The 18,160-nt window shown below is 54.7% G+C and carries 16 protein-coding genes and 1 tRNA gene; 10 read left to right on the top strand and 7 right to left on the bottom strand.

Annotation, left to right across the window (positions count from 1 at the left end; genetic code table 11):
• The first annotated feature begins 30 nt into the window (after positions 1-30).
• From TLL_RS02775 to TLL_RS02750, 6 genes are all read left to right on the top strand, one after another.
• Entirely contained in the window at positions 31-300 is a 270-nt protein-coding gene (locus tag TLL_RS02775) for a hypothetical protein (RefSeq protein WP_164920710.1), read from the top strand.
• Between the two features lie 4 nt (positions 301-304).
• Positions 305-580 (top strand): hypothetical protein, encoded by a 276-nt coding sequence (locus tag TLL_RS02770; RefSeq protein ID WP_164920709.1) that lies wholly within the window; start codon positions 305-307, stop codon positions 578-580.
• A 77-nt stretch (positions 581-657) separates the two neighbouring features.
• Positions 658-1,704, top strand: coding sequence for a class 1 fructose-bisphosphatase (gene fbp / locus TLL_RS02765; RefSeq protein ID WP_011056391.1), 1,047 nt, complete (start codon positions 658-660; stop codon positions 1,702-1,704).
• Positions 1,705-1,707: 3 nt separating this feature from the next.
• The gene (gene zwf / locus TLL_RS02760) at positions 1,708-3,237 is read left to right on the top strand and encodes a glucose-6-phosphate dehydrogenase (protein ID WP_011056390.1); all 1,530 of its coding nucleotides are present in this window, start codon (positions 1,708-1,710) and stop codon (positions 3,235-3,237) included.
• A 69-nt stretch (positions 3,238-3,306) separates the two neighbouring features.
• Positions 3,307-4,653, top strand: coding sequence for a glucose-6-phosphate dehydrogenase assembly protein OpcA (gene opcA / locus TLL_RS02755; protein WP_011056389.1), 1,347 nt, complete (start codon positions 3,307-3,309; stop codon positions 4,651-4,653).
• Positions 4,654-4,664: 11 nt separating this feature from the next.
• Entirely contained in the window at positions 4,665-6,914 is a 2,250-nt protein-coding gene (locus TLL_RS02750; RefSeq protein WP_011056388.1) for a cation:proton antiporter, read from the top strand.
• On the opposite strand, the gene TLL_RS02745 is transcribed toward TLL_RS02750, so the two are convergent.
• Genes TLL_RS02745 through TLL_RS02730 form a run of 4 tightly spaced genes read right to left on the bottom strand, consistent with a single transcriptional unit; the run spans position 6,878 to position 10,786 of the window.
• On the bottom strand, positions 6,878-7,723 hold the full coding sequence (locus tag TLL_RS02745) for an EcsC family protein (RefSeq protein ID WP_164920708.1): 846 nt from the start codon (positions 7,721-7,723) through the stop codon (positions 6,878-6,880). The genes TLL_RS02750 and TLL_RS02745 overlap by 37 nt on opposite strands.
• Positions 7,720-8,544, bottom strand: coding sequence for an urease accessory protein UreD (locus TLL_RS02740; protein WP_011056386.1), 825 nt, complete (start codon positions 8,542-8,544; stop codon positions 7,720-7,722). The genes TLL_RS02745 and TLL_RS02740 overlap by 4 nt, the downstream gene beginning before the upstream one ends.
• A 6-nt stretch (positions 8,545-8,550) precedes the next feature.
• The gene (gene mnmG, locus TLL_RS02735; RefSeq protein WP_011056385.1) at positions 8,551-10,464 is read right to left on the bottom strand and encodes a tRNA uridine-5-carboxymethylaminomethyl(34) synthesis enzyme MnmG; all 1,914 of its coding nucleotides are present in this window, start codon (positions 10,462-10,464) and stop codon (positions 8,551-8,553) included.
• A 31-nt stretch (positions 10,465-10,495) separates the two neighbouring features.
• A complete protein-coding gene (locus TLL_RS02730; RefSeq protein WP_011056384.1) occupies positions 10,496-10,786 on the bottom strand; it encodes a YggT family protein in 291 nt (96 codons plus the stop codon).
• Between the two features lie 292 nt (positions 10,787-11,078).
• Between TLL_RS02730 and TLL_RS02725 the strand changes: the two genes are divergently transcribed.
• The gene (locus tag TLL_RS02725; protein WP_011056383.1) at positions 11,079-11,891 is read left to right on the top strand and encodes a hypothetical protein; all 813 of its coding nucleotides are present in this window, start codon (positions 11,079-11,081) and stop codon (positions 11,889-11,891) included.
• 87 nt (positions 11,892-11,978) lie between these two features.
• On the opposite strand, the gene ruvA is transcribed toward TLL_RS02725, so the two are convergent.
• Together ruvA and TLL_RS02715 are read right to left on the bottom strand one after the other, a co-directional pair.
• Positions 11,979-12,611, bottom strand: a complete 633-nt coding sequence (gene ruvA / locus TLL_RS02720; protein ID WP_011056382.1) for a Holliday junction branch migration protein RuvA — start codon at positions 12,609-12,611, stop codon at positions 11,979-11,981.
• A 41-nt stretch (positions 12,612-12,652) separates the two neighbouring features.
• Positions 12,653-12,724, bottom strand: a tRNA-Thr gene (locus TLL_RS02715).
• A gap of 142 nt (positions 12,725-12,866) precedes the next feature.
• On the opposite strand from TLL_RS02715, the gene TLL_RS02710 reads away from it, so the two are divergent.
• Genes TLL_RS02710 through TLL_RS02700 form a run of 3 tightly spaced genes read left to right on the top strand, consistent with a single transcriptional unit; the run spans position 12,867 to position 16,048 of the window.
• Positions 12,867-14,210 (top strand): adenylosuccinate synthase, encoded by a 1,344-nt coding sequence (locus TLL_RS02710; RefSeq protein WP_011056381.1) that lies wholly within the window; start codon positions 12,867-12,869, stop codon positions 14,208-14,210.
• A 14-nt stretch (positions 14,211-14,224) separates the two neighbouring features.
• On the top strand, positions 14,225-14,530 hold the full coding sequence (rplY, locus tag TLL_RS02705; RefSeq protein ID WP_011056380.1) for a 50S ribosomal protein L25: 306 nt from the start codon (positions 14,225-14,227) through the stop codon (positions 14,528-14,530).
• A 51-nt stretch (positions 14,531-14,581) separates the two neighbouring features.
• Positions 14,582-16,048, top strand: a complete 1,467-nt coding sequence (locus TLL_RS02700) for a TldD/PmbA family protein (RefSeq protein ID WP_011056379.1) — start codon at positions 14,582-14,584, stop codon at positions 16,046-16,048.
• Between the two features lie 237 nt (positions 16,049-16,285).
• Here the strand turns inward: TLL_RS02700 and ftsH4 are convergent, their stop codons facing one another.
• The gene (ftsH4, locus tag TLL_RS02695) at positions 16,286-18,145 is read right to left on the bottom strand and encodes an ATP-dependent zinc metalloprotease FtsH (RefSeq protein ID WP_011056378.1); all 1,860 of its coding nucleotides are present in this window, start codon (positions 18,143-18,145) and stop codon (positions 16,286-16,288) included.
• Between the last annotated feature and the right edge of the window lie 15 nt (positions 18,146-18,160).

Genomic DNA, 18,160 nt, shown 5'->3' with positions numbered 1-18,160 from the left:
GCCTCCCTTGGAATAACGGATCAACAGAGTTTGCAGGCCTATACTCGGCACTATGTTGCCCAGTTGGCGGCCCAAGGGAAATTTCCCTTGAGCATTTGGCCCTACCACTCCATGCTGGGCGGCATTAGTCATGCCCTTGTTTCCGCTGTTGAGGAAGCCTGTTTCTTTCATACGGTGACGCGACAACAGCAAACTCGCATGGAACTCAAGGGTAGCCATCCCCTGACGGCAAATTACTCAGTGCTCCGTCCAGAGGTGAGCCATGATCCCCAAGGCCATCCTTATAGTGGCAGTGAATAGGGCTTTGATTGGGCATCTGCTGGCGGGCGATCGCCTGATCATTGCCGGTCAGGCCAAAAGCCACTGTGTTGCTTGGACAGTGGCCGACCTCCTCAGGGAAATTCAACAGCGAGATCCCCAACTGGCTCAACGCGTCTATCTCCTTGAGGACTGTATGTCCCCTGTGGTGGTGCCAGGGGTCGTGGACTTTAGCAAAGCTGCCAATGCAGCCTTTGCCGAGTTTGCCGCTGCCGGCATGCACCGCATTACGACGACCATGACTGCCCCTCTGAATCTTTAGTTGTTCTAAAGACTCACCACTTCTGAAGAGAGACAGTTTAGGATCAGGACTAGATGCATCCTCACTAAGGAGGGGCAATGACTGACTATGCAGCCCACCAACAGGCTCTCGATCGCGATTGTTTGACCCTATCTCGCCACGTTCTCCAACAACTCCAAAGCTTTGACGCCGCTGCCCAAGACCTCAGTGCCCTGATGAATCGCATTGCCCTTGCTGGCAAGCTTATTGCCCGCCGTTTGAGTCGAGCAGGTCTGATGGAGGGGGTCTTGGGTTTTACGGGAGCTGTAAATATCCAAGGCGAAGATGTCAAAAAAATGGATGTCTATGCCAACGAGGTCTTTATTGCGGCCTTTAAGCAGAGTGGCTTGGTGTGTCGCCTTGCCTCCGAGGAAATGGCGCAGCCCTACTATATTCCTGAAAATTGCCCCATCGGCCGCTACACCCTCCTCTACGACCCCCTCGATGGTTCCTCCAATGTGGACATTAACCTGAATGTGGGATCGATTTTTGCCATTCGCCAGCAGGAGGGGACTGATCTAGACAGCACCGCTGCCGATCTCCTGCAAGATGGTCACCAGCAAATTGCCGCTGGCTATATTCTCTATGGCCCCAGTACGATGCTGGTCTATTCCCTGGGCAAGGGTACCCATGTGTTTGTCCTTGACCCCAGCCTCGGTGAGTTTATTCTGGCGATCGAGAACCTGCAAATTCCTGCCAGTGGTGCCATTTACAGTGTGAACGAAGGCAACTTCTGGGCGTGGGAAGAACCGATTCGTAACTACGTCCGCCATGTCCATCGTCAGCCCGGCTATAGCGCCCGCTACAGTGGTGCCCTGGTGGCTGATATTCACCGTATTCTCATGGAGGGGGGCGTCTTTCTCTATCCGGGTACCCAAAAGAACCCCGCCGGTAAGTTGCGGCTCCTCTACGAAGCGGCTCCAATTGCCTTCCTGGTGGAACAAGCAGGGGGTAAAGCCAGTACCGGTACCCAACCGCTCCTCGATGTTGTGCCCGATCATCTGCACATGCGTACACCACTGATTGTTGGCAGTCCTGAGAATGTAGCCCTCGTGGAATCCTTTATCCAGCAAACCCCTGCCCAACCAACCGTGACACAGGTGTAACCCATGGTAACCCTATTTGAAAATCCCCTGCGGGTTGGACTACGCCAAGAGCGAACCCCAGAGCCGCTGATTTTAGTCATTTTTGGTGCCAGTGGCGACCTTACTCAGCGCAAGCTGATTCCCTCGATTTATCAACTGAGACTCGAACGCCGTCTGCCCCCCGAACTGACCATTGTTGGCGTGGCGCGGCGCAACTGGAGTCATGACTATTTTCGCAAGCACCTCCGTCAAGGGGTCGAGGAGTTTGGTGGCGGCATTCAGGCGGAACCCCTGTGGCAGGAATTTGCCCAAGGTTTGTTTTATTGCTCTGGCAATATCGATGATCCCGCCGCCTACACCCAGCTGAAAACACTGCTAGCTGAGCTAGATGAAAAACGCCAAACTCGCAGCAATCGCGTCTTTTACCTTGCGGTCTCACCGAGCTTTTTCGTTGAGGCCATTCAGCAACTGGGGGCAGCGGGGCTATTGAGTGATCCCCAAAAACATCGTCTTGTGATTGAAAAGCCCTTTGGCCGTGATCTCACCTCTGCCCAAGCCCTCAATGAGGTGGTGCAGTCGGTGTGCAAGGAGGAGCAAGTTTACCGCATTGACCACTACCTCGGTAAAGAGACGGTGCAAAACCTGATGGTGTTTCGCTTTGCCAATGCCATTTTTGAACCCCTCTGGAACCGCCAGTACGTGGATCATGTGCAGATTACTGTTGCTGAAACCGTCGGGGTGGAAGATCGCGCGGGCTACTATGAAACTGCGGGTGCCCTGCGGGACATGGTGCAAAACCACATTCTCCAGTTGCTGGCTCTGACCGCGATGGAACCCCCCAATGCCCTCGATGCCGATAGTCTGCGTAGCGAAAAGGTGAAAGTCCTCCAAGCTACCCGTTTAGCGGATCTTGATAATCTCGATGCCTGTGCTGTCCGCGGCCAATACCGAGCCGGCTGGATGAAGGGCAAACCTGTTGTGGGCTATCGTCAGGAGCCGGGGGTGAGTCCTACCTCCACCACTCCCACCTATGCGGCCCTAAAACTAGGGATTGATAACTGGCGGTGGCAGGGGGTGCCCTTCTATGTGCGCACGGGTAAACGCTTGGCAAAAAAGGTCACAGAAATCTCAATTCAGTTTCGTGGGGTGCCTTTACTGATTTTCCAGTCGGCCGCCCGCCAAACCAATCCCAATATCCTGACGATGCGCATTCAACCCAATGAAGGGATTGCTCTGCGCTTTGAGGCAAAAATGCCGGGTGCAGATCTGCGCACACGCACGGTGGAAATGGACTTTAGCTACGGCTCCTCCTTTGGAATGGCCACAGCGGATGCCTATGCGCGGTTATTACTGGACTGCATGTTGGGGGACCAAACCCTGTTTACGCGCGCAGATGAGGTAGAGGCGGCTTGGCGGGTGGTGATGCCGGTTTTAACGGCTTGGGACGCCCCCACAGATCCAGAGGCCATACCCACCTATGACGCGGGGACTTGGGGGCCCGATGCGGCAGAAGTGATGATTAATGCCGATGGCCGGCGCTGGCGGCGACTTTGATGTTTACCCATCATGGGAATTAAGGCGGCACGCTTGCATAACCTTCCATAACAGTATTGGGTACCTAGTATGGCAACTGACTCAACTCCCCTTGTAGCACTCCAAGACCCAGTGGATGTTTCCCTCGATGACATTGAACAGAGTCTGCGGCAAATTTGGCTCAGTCATGGGGGGGATGGCACGGCACCGGCGGCAGTGCGAGCAACGACGTTTACCCTCGTCGTCTATGAGGCGGATGATACGCAGCAATTGCTGGCTGCCCTAGGCTACTATACGGGGCCGCTGGATGGCATTCTCGGTCCATGGATGCAGTCGGCAATCCGCACTGCTGAGAAAAAACACAATTTGCCCTTGACCGGTCGGGTGACGCCCCAATTACGAGAAGCTCTGCAACAGGAGTATGCCCAGCAGCAATCCCAGGGTAAGTCTCGCAGCGATCGCCAGCCAGTGGATATGCGTGGGAGTGGTATTGCCGATGCGATCGCCAGCCAAAATCCCTGTCGGGTGATTGCTCTGTGTCCTACCCTTGGCGAAGATACAGGGATTACAGCTCAAGTGGCCGCCTACTGTCCCATCAACAAAAAGCTGCGCAGTTCATTGGTCTGCTGTGAGTACATTACCCTCAGGGGCACCCATGAGGCTTTTCAGCGGGTCCAACCCCTCTTGAAATCCCTGATCATTCAAGAGTTACCTCGCTTTTTGTGGTGGAAGGGGGATTTGTTCAATAACGTTGACCTGTTTCAGGCCCTTGCCCCCCAATTTAGCCGTGTGATTGTGGACTCCAGTGAATTTCTTGATCCGCTGCGGGGCCTACGGGCGATCGCCCCCCTTCTGGAACAGAACCTGCCCCTAGCGGATTTGAACTGGCGCCGCCTTGGGGCATGGCAAGAACTGGCTGCTGAAGCCTTTGATCCCCCCGAACGCCGCTTGGCCATTCAGGAAATTGATCAAGTGGTCATTGACTACGAAAAAGGTAATCCTGCCCAAGCTTTCATGTACCTTGGCTGGTTGGCCTCCCGTCTCCAGTGGCAGCCCCGTCAAGTTGTCTATCAAAGCGGCGATTATGACCTCTACCAGGTGGAACTCGTCAGTGCTGATCAGCGCTGCATTCGCGCCGAACTGGCGGGGGTACCCACAGGGGATCCAGGACAGGTTCTCGGGGATCTCATTGACTTGAAGCTCACCTCCACCAACCTAGAGGCAGATTGCTGTACAATCATCTGCTCTGAAACCCGCGGCTGCATGCGCATGGAAGCCGGTGGCAGTGCTCAGTTGTGTCGTACTTACCACGTTACACCCCTGAGCGATCAAACCGCTGAGATCCTCCTCAGTCAGGAGCTGCAGCGCTGGGGACCGGACTTTCTTTACCGTGAGAGCTTTGCCGTTGTTTCCCAGCTGCTGGCTCTAATGCCTTAGCATTAGATCCCATGACGGAAGATTTTCGCCTTGTCATTGACCTCAGTGTGGTGCTGGGGGCAGCGGCAGTGGGAGGTCTGTTGGCAGCTTTGCTGCGACAACCCATCCTGCTGGGCTACCTTTTGGCTGGTATGTTGGTGGGGCCCACAGGCTTGGGACTCCTCAAGGAAGTGCCTCAAGTGGAAGGTTTGGCACAACTGGGGGTAGCCTTTTTGCTCTTTGCCCTGGGGGTGAGTTTCTCCCTCGGTGAGATTCGAAAAGTCCAAGGGGTTAGCTTGGGGGGCAGTGCCCTGCAAATTCTGCTGACCATTGCAGTCACAACGCTGATTGCCGTTGGGGTTGGCTGGGTGAGTTCCCCCAATCAGGGGATTTTCCTCGGTGCTGTCCTCTCCCTCTCTTCAACGGCAGTGGTGCTGCGCAGCCTCATGGATCGCAATGAGTTGGAGTCGATCCAAGGGCAAATTATGCTGGGCATCTTGGTCGTGCAGGATTTGGCGGTGGGCTTGATGATTGCCGTCTTACCAGCTCTGAACAAACCCCCAGAGGAGTTGGGCCTCGCCCTCGGACAAGCAGTATTGACCATTGCCTTAATTGCTCTGGGGGCGATCGCGGCTGGTATGTGGTTGCTGCCCCCCCTGCTACGGCTACTGGCTAAAACCGAAAGTCGTGAGATTTTCCTTTTAGGCGTTGTTGCCCTCTGCTTGGGAATTGCTCTGCTAACCCAGTATTTGGGGCTTTCAATTGAGATTGGTGCCTTTATTGCGGGTCTGATGATCTCTGAGGTGGAGTATGCCGATCAAACCCTCGATTACGTGGAATCGATCCGTGATATCTTTACAACGCTCTTTTTTGCCTCCATTGGCATGCTCATTGACCCAGTCTTTCTGTGGGAGCACTTAGATCGCATTATTGAATTGGTGAGCCTCGTTATTCTCGGTAAGTTCCTGATCACCACCCCCATTGTTAAGTTCTTTGGCTACTCCTGGAAAACGTCGTTGCTGGTGGGGATCGGCCTTGCCCAGATTGGCGAATTTTCCTTTGTACTGCTGACGGCAGGGCGAGGTTTGGGGTTGGTGTCCCAACAAGTTTACCTGCTCACCCTCGGTACCACAGCAGTCACTTTGCTAGTGACGCCCTTTTTGTTAAAGCTAGTGCCGGTGCTCTTGGAACTGCCCCTACTGCGCCGCCTCCTCAAGGAAGATGAAATCCTGGACATGGATTTAACGGGATTGCCGAAGCGAAACCATGTCATTGTCTGTGGCTATGGTCGTGTCGGCAAGAGTGTGGTCAAACTCCTCCAAAAACAAAACTATCCTGTGTTGGTCATTGAGCAAAGTGAAACGGTCATTAATGAAGTACGCGATGCTCAACTGCCCTACATCTATGGCAATGCCGCCAGTCAAACAATTCTCGCCAAAGCAGGCGTCGATCAAGCTCTTGGCATGGCGATCGCTCTCTCCGATAGTATGAGTACCCGCCTCTGTCTCAAGCGCGCCCTTGAGTTTGCCCCAGAACTGGATGTCATTGTTCGCGCCAATAGCGATCGCGACATTGAATTGCTTTATCAACTGGGGGCGCGGGAGGTGGTACAACCAGAGTTTGAAGCCAGCTTAGAGTTGGCTGCCCATCTCTTCTTTAGCCTAGGCATGGGCGAGCGCCATATTCAACAGCAGGTACAGCAGGTGCGCGACAGCCATTACGCCAATTTGCGGGGTGATGCCCTACCGGAGGGCACCGCCCGTCTCCTACGGCAAGCGGCTCAGGATATGAATAGTCGCTGGCTGAGTGTCCCTGAGGATTCCCCCATTCGCGGCATGAGCTTAGCAGAGATCCAACTGCGACAGTTGACGGGGGTGACGCTCTTGGCAATTGTGCGGGCGGATGGTACTGAGGTGGATTATCCCAGCGGTCAAACCCGCCTCCAAGGGGGCGATCGCCTCTTGATTGTGGGCGAGCCAGCGGAGTTTGAGGCTTGTGAAGCCCTGATCCATGGCCGTGTCAGTGTGCCCCAAGGGGAAACCTTCTTTCTTTGGATCCTGCTACCCCAAGAGATTGGCGAAAAACATTGCACCATTGCGGATCTACATCTGCCTGAGACTGTGACGATTCGTGCCCTGCGGCGAGAAGGGACACTTCTTTCTGAACCTAGCAGCGATTGTCCTTTAATGGCGGGCGATCGCCTCCTCCTCACCGGACCTATGGATGCCCTACGCCGCATTGGCGATCAACTGCAAGCGAGATCGACGCCGCTGCCACCGTGAGCACGCAGGAGCCAACGCAACTGATTAACATATCGCGCCGTCGTTGCCACCTGGCAGGCAAATGTTTCGCTTTCGAGAACCCCCAACGCAATGCCAATCATGGGGATCAACTCGCCGCTCAATTCTTCGCTCAACGTCACTAATGCACGACTCAACACCGCCTCCGCCGTGTTGTCGCTAAAGACCTCAAAGGCACTATCCTCCAAGAGGCCGGCGATCGCCCCCCGTTCGTTTTCCTCAGAAGGATGCAGCAAACTCAACAATAGATGCTGACGTTCCTTGCCAGTGGCGGCAAAACTGATCCGCAACGTGCCCCATAGGATATGCCGTTCAACTGAGGTCTCACTGCCAAAGCCATAGCACAAGCCCACCTCTTGAATGATTTTGAGACCCAGCAGCAAAGCAAACCCCACATCCACCAATTCACCAAGAAAGTCAAGGGGAGCAGTGATTAGGGCTGCAACGGCCGCTTTGGTCAAGGCTGCACCGGCAACGCTCCCTTGCAGGCGATCGCACACCTCGAGGGGTTGATCCTTCATATCCTGCCAGTGCTCGACTGGAATCTGACCGCTGCCCAATCGCTGTTTCAAGTGTTGCCAAGCGTGATCACTATTGGCGAGCAGGAGCTCCCCCGCCTTACGCAGAGTTGCTAGGTGTTCAGGGGACAACATCCCACAGATATGACGCTCAACTGCGGCATTGACGCATTGCACCGCCTGTTGCAGAGGGGTCGTTTCCTCTCGCAGCCAAGCACTGATGTTTCTAATTTGTTGCCGCTCGTAATCCGTAAGAGCACGCCTGCGGTTCATCGGGGCCACACCCGGGGATAGCAAACCAAAGGATGAGAACCTTGCCCCGGCCGCAGCAACTGCCAAGCCGCCACAAACCAGCGCCGTAATTCCGCCATGGAATGACCGCGATAGCGACAAACCACCCCACGAATCAGGGTACTGACACCCATCTCCCCCTGGATCCCCATCGCTAAATCCCGCAGCCGTTGGATCTGTTCGCTGCTCACTTCCCTACCGACCCAAGCCAATGTGCCCATGAGGGGACACCCCTGCAAAGCATTCATTGCTGTCAGCATCATTTTCGTACCCTCAATCCGCTGGCGATCAATCCACAGGGGGACGCCCCCCTGCCATACCTCCGTGTGGTAACGCCAATAGCCACGATTAAAGACTTCACCGCGAGCCGTGCGGCCAAAGCGGGTCATCTCCCAAAGGCCCACCTGTGCTTGAGGGGCAAGATCAATGCGCAGGCGTTGGTGAAATTGAGCACCCGCAAAGATAATCGTTTCTTGGGGGAGCCATTCTAAAACCGCCTCATCGGCAACATGACAGTGGAGCGTTTGCTCCACAGGGATTTGAGCACGACCATAGACCTTGGTAGCGGCAGGCGTTGTCAACAGGACACGGCACTGGGGTTCAAGGGTAATCTTTTGGTGCAGGCGATCGCCCCCCACATAGCCCCCCGCCGTATGCAGGATCACACTGTGGCAGATCGGTTTTCCCTCGGGATAAAACGACCGTTGCAGCTTCAGGGGTGCCGAGGCATAAGCCCGCACTGGAATCGTTTGCCCCCGCCGCCAAGCATAGACCAGCTCCAATTCACCTAACCAGCCGGCCACTTTGTCTTAGCCCCCCACTGCCGTCAGGGATTGCCGCTGCTGTTGCACCTGTAGATAGACCAATAGAGCATTGATATCCGCCGGATTGACCCCCCCAATACGACTCGCTTGACCAATGGTGAGGGGGCGGATGGCACTGAGTTTCTCCCGTGCCTCCATTGACAGGGTAGGAATGGCAAAGTAATCCAAATCCACAGGCAGAGGACGCTGTTCTTGGCGGGCAATCTGTTCAATTTCCCGTTGTTGCCGCTCAATGTAGCCGGCGTACTTAATGGCAATTTCAACCGCCTCTTTCTCTTGGGGCGTCAAGTCGGGATTGCCAAGGCCGTGGCGATCCAATAGCTCGTAATGTACCCCCGATCGCCGCAGCAGCTCCTCCAGGGCAATAGCACTCTTAATCGCTTGACCTGTGGCAGTGACAATCGCTTCACCCACCGGTTCATGGGCTTTAATGCGGGTTGTCTGAAGGCGTTGCGTCTCCGCGGCAAGACGGCGTTGCTTGGCTTGAAACACCTGCCACTGGGCTTCGCTCACCAAACCAATCTCATACCCCAAGGGGGTAAGCCGCTGGTCGGCATTGTCCGATCGCAACACCAAGCGATATTCCGAGCGGCTAGTGAGCATGCGGTAGGGTTCCCGCAGTTCCTTCGTACACAGATCATCAATAAGGGTACCGATGTAGCTCTCTTGCCGCGGGAAGGTGATCATGGGTTTCCTCTGAACAAAGCGAGCGGCATTAATCCCGGCCACAATTCCCTGGGCGGCTGCTTCCTCATAGCCAGTGGTGCCGTTAATTTGTCCGGCACAAAATAGCCCCTGAATTTTCTTGGTCATGAGGGTGGGAAAGCACTGGGTTGCCGGCAAGTAGTCATACTCCACCGCATAGGCCGGACGCAGCATGATGCAGTTTTCTAGCCCCGGCAGCGTGCGCAATAGTTGCAGTTGCAGTGGTTCTGGCAGTCCCGTAGAAAAGCCTTGGATGTAGAGTTCAGGCGTATTGCGGCCTTCGGGTTCAATGAAAATTTGATGGCTTTCTTTATCGGCAAAGCGGACAATTTTATCCTCAATGCTGGGGCAGTAGCGGGGGCCTTTGGCATCAACCCAACCACCATACACAGGAGTGAGGTGGAGATGCTCACGGATGAGCCGGTGGGTTTCAGGGGTGGTGCGGGTCAAGTAGCAGTTCATTTGGGGCCTTTCCACCCATACTGTAGGATCAAAGCTAAACCAGCGCACTTGCTCATCCGGGGGCTGGGGCTCCATCTTGCTGTAGTCCACCGATCGCCGGTCCACCCGCGCAGGGGTTCCTGTTTTCAGACGATCCACCTCAAAGCCGAGGCGGGCTAAGGTTTGGGAGAGACCCTCTGCGGCAAATTCGCCAGCACGACCAGCGGGCATCGATTTATTCCCTACCCAGATACGGCCACCGAGGAAGGTTCCCGTTGTCAGAATCACCGCTTGACAGCGAAAGGCGACGCCAAAGTAGGTTTCAACCCCAATCACCGTGTCATTGGCATCAAGGACTAAATCCGTGACCATGCCCTCGCGGACGAGCAAGTTGGGCTGATTTTCCACCACCTGTTTCATGACGGCGCTGTATTCGCGCTTATCCGTTTGCGCCCGCAGCGCCCAGACCGCTGGACCCCGTGAGGCATTCAGGAGACGCTTTTGCACATAGGTGCGATCGCTGACACGGCCAATTTCCCCTCCGAGGGCATCCACTTCGTGCACGAGTTGCGATTTGGCAGGACCACCCACTGCCGGATTACAGGGCTGCCAAGCAATTTTATCGAGGTTGAGGGTCAGCAGGAGGGTACGACAGCCCAACCGCGCCGTTGCCAAGGCGGCTTCACAGCCCGCATGACCGGCACCGACAACAATAACATCAAATTCATCTTGGAACGCAGGCAGTGTTGACATGGCGATTGCCCCCTAACGAGCCAGCAGTGGTTTAGAAGAACGTGGCGCTACTGGAGAACCCCGCCAACAGTTGAACAATGAATTGCAAGAGGAAGAAGGCAATGATCGGCGAAAAGTCAAGACCACCGATGGGGGGAATCAGACCGCGAAAGATGTTCAGGTAGGGATCCGTTAACTGACTCAGAATCGAGAAGGGCGGATTATACCAGTTGATATTAGGAAACCACGACAGAAGGACGCGAATCAGCAGAATAATTAAGTAGATTTGCAAAAAGTTCGCAATCCCCATCAACAGAATGGGCAATACAGCTGCCTCAGTCATTGGTCTTCCCCTTGCAAATTCAAGTGCATCCCCTATTGTACCAAGGCTATCAAGCAGCTAACCCCAGTAGTCATTCTCCCTCGCTAGACTAGAAAATACAGGTTTCTGCATTGATTCCCAAAAGTTATCGCTCTGGGCCTGCATAGGGGAGCGATCGCCAAAGGATAAAAAGTCGAGAGCCCTCTCCGACAGCAGCTTTGGCTGTTTTGGGCGAGTTCCCTCCTTGGGAAAAGGGCTGTATTCTGGATTGCGGCGTTTTCGTTGACATTCAACTCAAGTTCAGGGGTTTAATATGTTACAGATGTCGGCCACGGGTCATATACTGGTGGGCACCTATGCCCTAATTGGATTTACCATCTCTGGTCTATCGTTTTTGCGGGCTTGGGTACAGCGGCAGTACAAGGGGTCTGTCCAACGGTTGAAGGAAGAGTGCGATCGCCTGCACAGAATGGTTGGCGAACAAGCCCAGCGTATCGAAGGGCTAAAGGAATTGGTTGCCCGTAGTGAACAGGAGCGCGATCGCCAGCGCCAAGAAATTGAGCAATTGCGCTCAGAGGTGGAATGGCTGCAAAACCGCTGCCAAGAGTTAGAAAACCAGCAACAGCAACTGCAAACTCAAGTCAGGGACTATCGCCAGCAGGTGGCAGAATTGACGAATGCCCTCAACAGTAGCCAAGCCGACAATGAAGTCCTGCGGGAGAATTGCGATCGCTACCGCCAAGAGCTAGAAACCGCCTACCAGCGCAGTAGTAGCCTTGAAGAGGAATATGCCAGACAAACGGCCACATTAACCGCTTCCTTAACCACGATTGAAGCCACCTGTCGCGAAAAAGAAGCAGAACTGGCGGCTTGCCAGGCCACGGTGAGCGATCGCGATCGTGAAATTGAGGGGCTACACCATGAGATTGCAGGTCTCAACCAAGAAGTCGAGCAGCTTCAGCAAACCGTTGAACACCTGCAAACCCAGAAGCCAAGGGCAAATATCTACTCCCAATGGCTGACATGGCTCAGCAGTAGCGTGGCGATTGCGGCTCTAGTACTCAACCTTGGGCCTTGGAGTCCCCTGTGGGCAGCCCTCTATTCTCACCTGCCAATGTTTTCCTAAAAATCAATATCTTTCATCCAACTCATCGGGGGCTGCTTGCCCCCTTTTTTACAGCTACTCTAAAGGGGGGTATTGGCTCAGGGATAGCTATGTATTGGCACTTAGCCATGCAATGGCTTCCCGTAGCCATGCCTCTGGATCGCTATTGTTAGGGAGAGTGGTCGTTTGCCCGACGGCAGTGAGGGCGGCTGCAATCTCGCGATCGCTATAGCCCAAGGCCAAGAGGGTTAACTCCAGTTCTTCACGAACCGCCTCTGAGGGTAGGCCAGAGGAAGCCGTTGTGAATCCCATTTCCTGTCGCCAAGCACTCAGGGCGGCCTTGAGTTCCAAGGCAATGCGCTCAGCGGTTTTATGACCCACCCCCGGTGCCCGGCTAAGACGCCGAGTATTGCCACTAACAATCGCCTGGACCAGCTCTGGCAAGGGCAGTGTATCCAGCAGCGATAGCGCCATCTGCGGCCCAACCCCATTGACACGGATCAAACGGAGAAAGAGATCCCGCTCGGCTGCCGAGGCAAAGCCATAGAGGAGCATCTGATCCTCACGGATACTAAGGTGGGTAAAAATCTGCACCACTTCAGGACGCGGCGGATATTGCTGCAACAGATGGGACGTCACCAGTAGGCGATAGCCGACCCCATTGACCTCTAGGATCAGGGCACAGCGATGGCCACCCTCCGATTGATGGCCAACAACGGTTCCTCTGAGGTAGACAAACACAGTCTGTTCCCGCGATCAGACGGCTGTAAACAGCTCAACCAAGCCGATGATGAGATTCGAACTCACGACCGCTCGATTACGAATCGAGTGCTCTACCACTGAGCTACATCGGCATCCAAAGCACCTTTTATGGTAGCACGATCGCCCCTAGGACAGTCAGGGCACTGAGAAAATTTTTGCGATCGCGCGCTTGTGTGCATCTGCCCCAAGGGTTACAATAGACGATTGTGTTAATTAACGAGTTAAGAAAATCACTTGGCAAACGTCGTCGTTGTTGGTGCCCAGTGGGGCGATGAAGGCAAGGGTAAAATCACCGATCTCCTGAGCAAGTCTGCCGATGTGGTAGTCCGCTATCAGGGCGGTGTCAATGCCGGTCACACCATTGTTGTCAAAGACCAGACCCTGAAATTGCACCTGATCCCGTCAGGGATTCTCTACCCCGATACCCAGTGCATCATTGGGGCAGGAACGGTGGTGGATCCCAAGGTGCTCCTTGAGGAACTCGAACAACTGGAACAGTTGGGGGTCAGCACTGAGAATTTGCTGATTGCCGAAACAGCCCATGTGACGATGCCCTACCATCGCCAGTTGGATATTGCTGCTGAGGAACGGCGGGGGTCGCGGCGCATTGGTACCACAGGACGCGGCATTGGCCCCACCTATGCCGATAAATCGGAGCGGACAGGGATCCGCATGCTGGACCTGCTGGATCGAGATCAATTGGCTGCCAAGCTGGAGTGGGCGATCGCCCAAAAGAATTTGATCCTCGAAAAGCTCTACGGACTCGCTCCCCTGGAACCGCAGCCGATCATTGAAGAATACTCTGCCTACGGTGAGCGCCTGCGATCGCACATTGTCGACGGTTCCCTCGTCCTCGATGATGCCATCCGCCGTCGGCGTAACATTCTCTTTGAAGGGGCCCAAGGTACCCTCTTAGACCTTGATCACGGCACCTATCCCTACGTCACCTCCTCAAACCCTGTGGCCGGGGGTGCCTGTGTTGGAGCTGGTATTGGTCCGACGATGATTGACCGCGTCATTGGGGTCGCCAAGGCCTATACGACCCGGGTCGGTGAAGGGCCTTTTCCAACGGAACTGTTGGACGAGGTGGGGGAACTCTTGGGCGATCGCGGTGCCGAATTTGGTACCACCACCGGACGGCGCCGCCGCTGTGGCTGGTTTGATGCTGTGATTGGCCGCTACGCGGTGCGCATTAATGGTCTGGATTGCTTGGCAATTACCAAGCTCGATGTCTTGGATGAATTGCCAGAGATCAAAGTTTGTGTGGCCTACGATATTGACGGTGAGCGGTGCGAACACTTCCCCAGCAATGCCCTCAAATTTGCCCGCTGCCGTCCCATCTATGAAACCCTACCGGGGTGGCAGCAATCTACCCGTCATTGTCGCTCCCTTGATGATCTGCCCAAGGCAGCATTGAACTATCTTAAGTTTTTGGCTGAAATTATGTCTGTTCCCATTGCCATTGTTTCCCTGGGGGCAGAGCGCAGCCAAACCATCATTGTTGAGGATCCGATCCATGGCCCCAAACGGGCACTCCTCAAGGATGATGGCACCCAAGTCCACCCGATTTTATCTTAATTGGAGTTGCAGCGATGTCTCGTTCCTTAGCAATTGAGGGGCAACTACGCCCTGCCGATGCCAAGCCCAATGCCCTGCGGCGTAATGGCAAAATCCCTGCCGTCCTCTACGGCCCCACCATCGAGTCTTCGATTTCCCTGGTGGTGGATACCCGTGCCGCCGAATTGTTGGTACGGGATGCCCGTCCCCAGAAAACTCCGATTCAGCTTTCGATCCCGGATTTGCCGTGGCAGGGAACGGTGGTGCTCCAAGAGGTGCAAGCCCACCCCGCCAAGGATACCCTTTACCACCTCTCCTTTTTGGCCAAAGCTGAAAACTAGGCGGCAAGGGGGAATTTGCTATAGTGGGGATATGTTAAGTGATTGTTAACAATGCCAGCCACGCTACTTCGTTCTGCGGATCTTGCCCACCTTAGCTACTCCCCCGAAGGCGATCGCTTTGATGGCTCTTGGGAAGCTCCCCTTGCCACACTCCTTGGCCTTGGACGGGCGGCTGGCGCTGATTTTGTCGAGATTTTCCTTGAGCGCAGTCATTACCTCAGTACCCTTGTCGAGGAGGATCGCCTGACGAGTGTCTCCCCTCGCTTGAGCTTAGGGGCGGGTATTCGTGTTTTTCGTGGTACTCGTGACTGCTACGTGAGCACCAATGACCTCAGCTTCAGCGGCCTCCGCACCGCCCTTGAAAAAGCCCTGGGCCTAATGGGGTTGCTCTTACCCAGTCCCCAAGCCTACGTACCTGAAATTCACCTTGAATTGCTGCGGGACTATGCCCAAGGCCGTAAGGAAGGCTGGCGGGCCACCTGTAGTTCCATTGCTGAAGTGGCCGATATTCTCCTAGCGGGGAGCGATCGCCTGCGCCAGAGAACCCCCCATCTCCAATCTCGTCGCCTCAGTTATTTCCGCGATTGGCAAGAGGTGATGGTGGCCGCCAGTGATGGCACTTTTGGCCGTGACATTCGCCTTACCCAGTCGGCAGTGGCCTCTGTTCTCTGTACGGATGGCGAGCACCGTGCTGCCATTGGTGAGCGCAGTGGCGATACCAGCAATCCAGATTTTTTGCGCCAGTGGGACTACATCACCTTGGCCGATACCGTTGCCGAAGCGGCCGGCAAAATGCTCTATGCCGACTACGTGGAATCGGGCACTTACCCAGTGATCATGGCTAACCAATTTGGGGGTGTGATCTTCCATGAAGCCTGTGGTCATCTTTTGGAAACGACTCAAATTGAACGGGGTACGACCCCGTTTGCCGATAAAAAAGGCGAGAAAATTGCCCATGAAAACTTGACCGCTTGGGATGAGGGAATTACCAGCGGTGCCTTTGGCAGTCTAGATATGGACGATGAGGGGATGCCGACACAGCGGACGTTGCTGATTGAAAATGGTATCCTCAAGAACTTCCTGAGCGATCGCGCAGGCTCCATGCGCACGGGCCACCCCCGCACTGGCAGTGGCCGACGCCAAAGCTATACCTATGCTGCCGCTTCGCGGATGCGCAACACCTACATTGCCCCCGGCAAGTACACTGTTGAGGATCTAATTGCCTCCATTGATCGCGGCATTTACTGTAAACGCATGGGAGGTGGTAGTGTCGGTGCCACGGGTCAATTTAACTTTGCCGTTGAGGAGGCCTACTGGATTGACAACGGCCAAATCAAACACCCCCTCAAAGGAGCCACACTGATTGGCGAAGCCAAAGAAATCATGCAGCGAATTTCCATGTCCGCCAATGATCTTGCCCTTGCTCCCGGTTTCTGTGGCTCGATTAGCGGTAGTATCTACGTCACCGTGGGTCAGCCCCACATCAAAGTGGATGCCATTACCGTCGGTGGCCGCTAAACTGATTACCTGCGGTTATGGGTTTGAGTAGAAATACCTAAAGATTTTATTTATATATGTGAATTTTTGTGACTCTGGCTCCATTATCATAGAAAGAGAAGGGAAGCTAAGGCAGTGCCGTTTTTGGCTCCCCTGCATGTTTTATGGGCGCCTTGACTTCTCCTTTGAGACAGAAACATTGGACTGAATGACCAGTTAGCCGCTGGTCTTTTTTTTGCGTTTTTGCGGCTCCCTTGGTTAGGCAGCGGCGGGAGTTTTCACCTGAGCCAGTAGCTCCTGAAGTTCTTCACCCTCAATCACTTCTTTTTCCAAGAGTTTTTGGGCGATCGCCTCAAGAAGGTCACGGTTTTCTTGGAGGATACTGAGCGCCTGCTGGTGAGCTGACTCAACAATTTCCTTTACTTCACGGTCGATGGCTTGAGCGGTTTCCTCACTCACGGCCCGTAGCATCATGCCAGTGTTTGTCAAAAAGCTGGACTGTTGTTGCTCAAAGGCAAGGGGGCCAAGAACTTTGCTCATACCGTAGCTGCGCACCATCCGCTCTGCCAAATCGGTTGCCCGTTGCAAATCATTGGCGGCTCCAGTAGTGATTGTGCCAAAGACAATCTCCTCCGCCGATCGCCCCCCCAGCAGCGTGGCAATTTGGGCACGCAGCTCCCGCTCATCAAGGAGGAAGCGGTCCTCCGTCGGCAACTGCAATGTGTAACCAAGAGCCGCCATGCCGCGGGGCACAATGGAGATCTTTTCTACCCGACCACTGCCCGGCAGCGCACAGCCCACAAGGGCATGACCGACTTCGTGGTAAGCGACAATTTTCTTCTCTTTGTCGTTGAGGACACGGCTTTTCTTCTCCAGACCTGCCACAATGCGTTCAATTGCTTCGGCAAAGTCCTGCTGGGTCACCATTTCCCGCTGATGACGAGCTGCTAGGAGGGCTGCTTCATTGACCAAGTTGGCCAAATCGGCACCGGCAAACCCGGGCGTACGGGCAGCGATCGCGTGCAGATCTACCTCAGGGGCTAGTTTCACCTTTTTGGCATGGATTTTCAAAATGGCTTCACGACCACTCAAATCAGGGCGATCCACTAAGACTTGACGATCAAAGCGTCCGGGGCGCAGCAATGCCGGATCAAGGGTTTCTGGGCGGTTGGTTGCAGCAAGGACAATCACCGTTGCCCCCGTGGCATCAAAGCCATCCATTTCTGTGAGCAGTTGGTTCAGGGTTTGCTCCCGTTCATCATTGCCGCCATAGAAACCCGCACTAGAACGGGACTTACCAATGGCATCCAATTCATCAATAAAGACAATACAGGGGGCTTGCTTTTTCGCCTGCTCAAAGAGATCCCGTACACGGGCAGACCCCACGCCCACAAATAGCTCGACAAACTCCGAACCCGAAATGGAGAAAAAAGGGACATTGGCTTCGCCGGCAACGGCCTTGGCCAGCAGGGTTTTCCCTGTTCCCGGTGGCCCCACCAGCAGCACCCCCTTGGGAATGCGGGCACCAATTTGAATGTAGCGTTGGGGATTTTTTAGGAAATCCACAATCTCCACCAGTTCTGCCTTAGCTTCCTCAACCCCAGCCACATCATCAAAGCGAATGCCGGTGTTTGCTCCCTCCACATAGACCTTCGCCCGGCTTTTACTGATGGAGAGTACCCCCTGGGGACCACCGCCTGCTTGGCGATTGGCAAAGAACTGAAGAATCAAGACAAAAACAATTGGTGGAATCACCCAACCCAAGATATTTAACAACCAGCTATTGCGGGGGGGCGGAGCAGCTGCAAATTCCACTCCCTTTTCCTCGAGGCGCTTGGGTAACTCAAGATCAAAGATCGGCGTGGTTGCTAAAACTTGAGGCGGTTTATCCCCTTGGGGCTTCAGTTGATAGAGAATCTCATTTTGACCCAGATAGACGCGAGCGACATCTCCCTCTTGCACCTGATGGATAAACATACTGTAGGGAACCTGAGGCGGGCGCGGTGCAAAGAGTTGGGGAAAGAAGAGGTTCAGGAGCAAAAACCCCAAGCCGAGGAAGAGTAAGGCATTACCAATCCAACGATTGCGTGGGACTTCGGGCGAGTTTTTGATGGCCATGGGTCAGATTCCCCA

It is taken from the genome of Thermosynechococcus vestitus BP-1 (assembly GCF_000011345.1).
GTDB classification, from domain to species: domain Bacteria; phylum Cyanobacteriota; class Cyanobacteriia; order Thermosynechococcales; family Thermosynechococcaceae; genus Thermosynechococcus; species Thermosynechococcus vestitus.
This window is presented reverse-complemented; position numbering and strand designations above follow the sequence as displayed.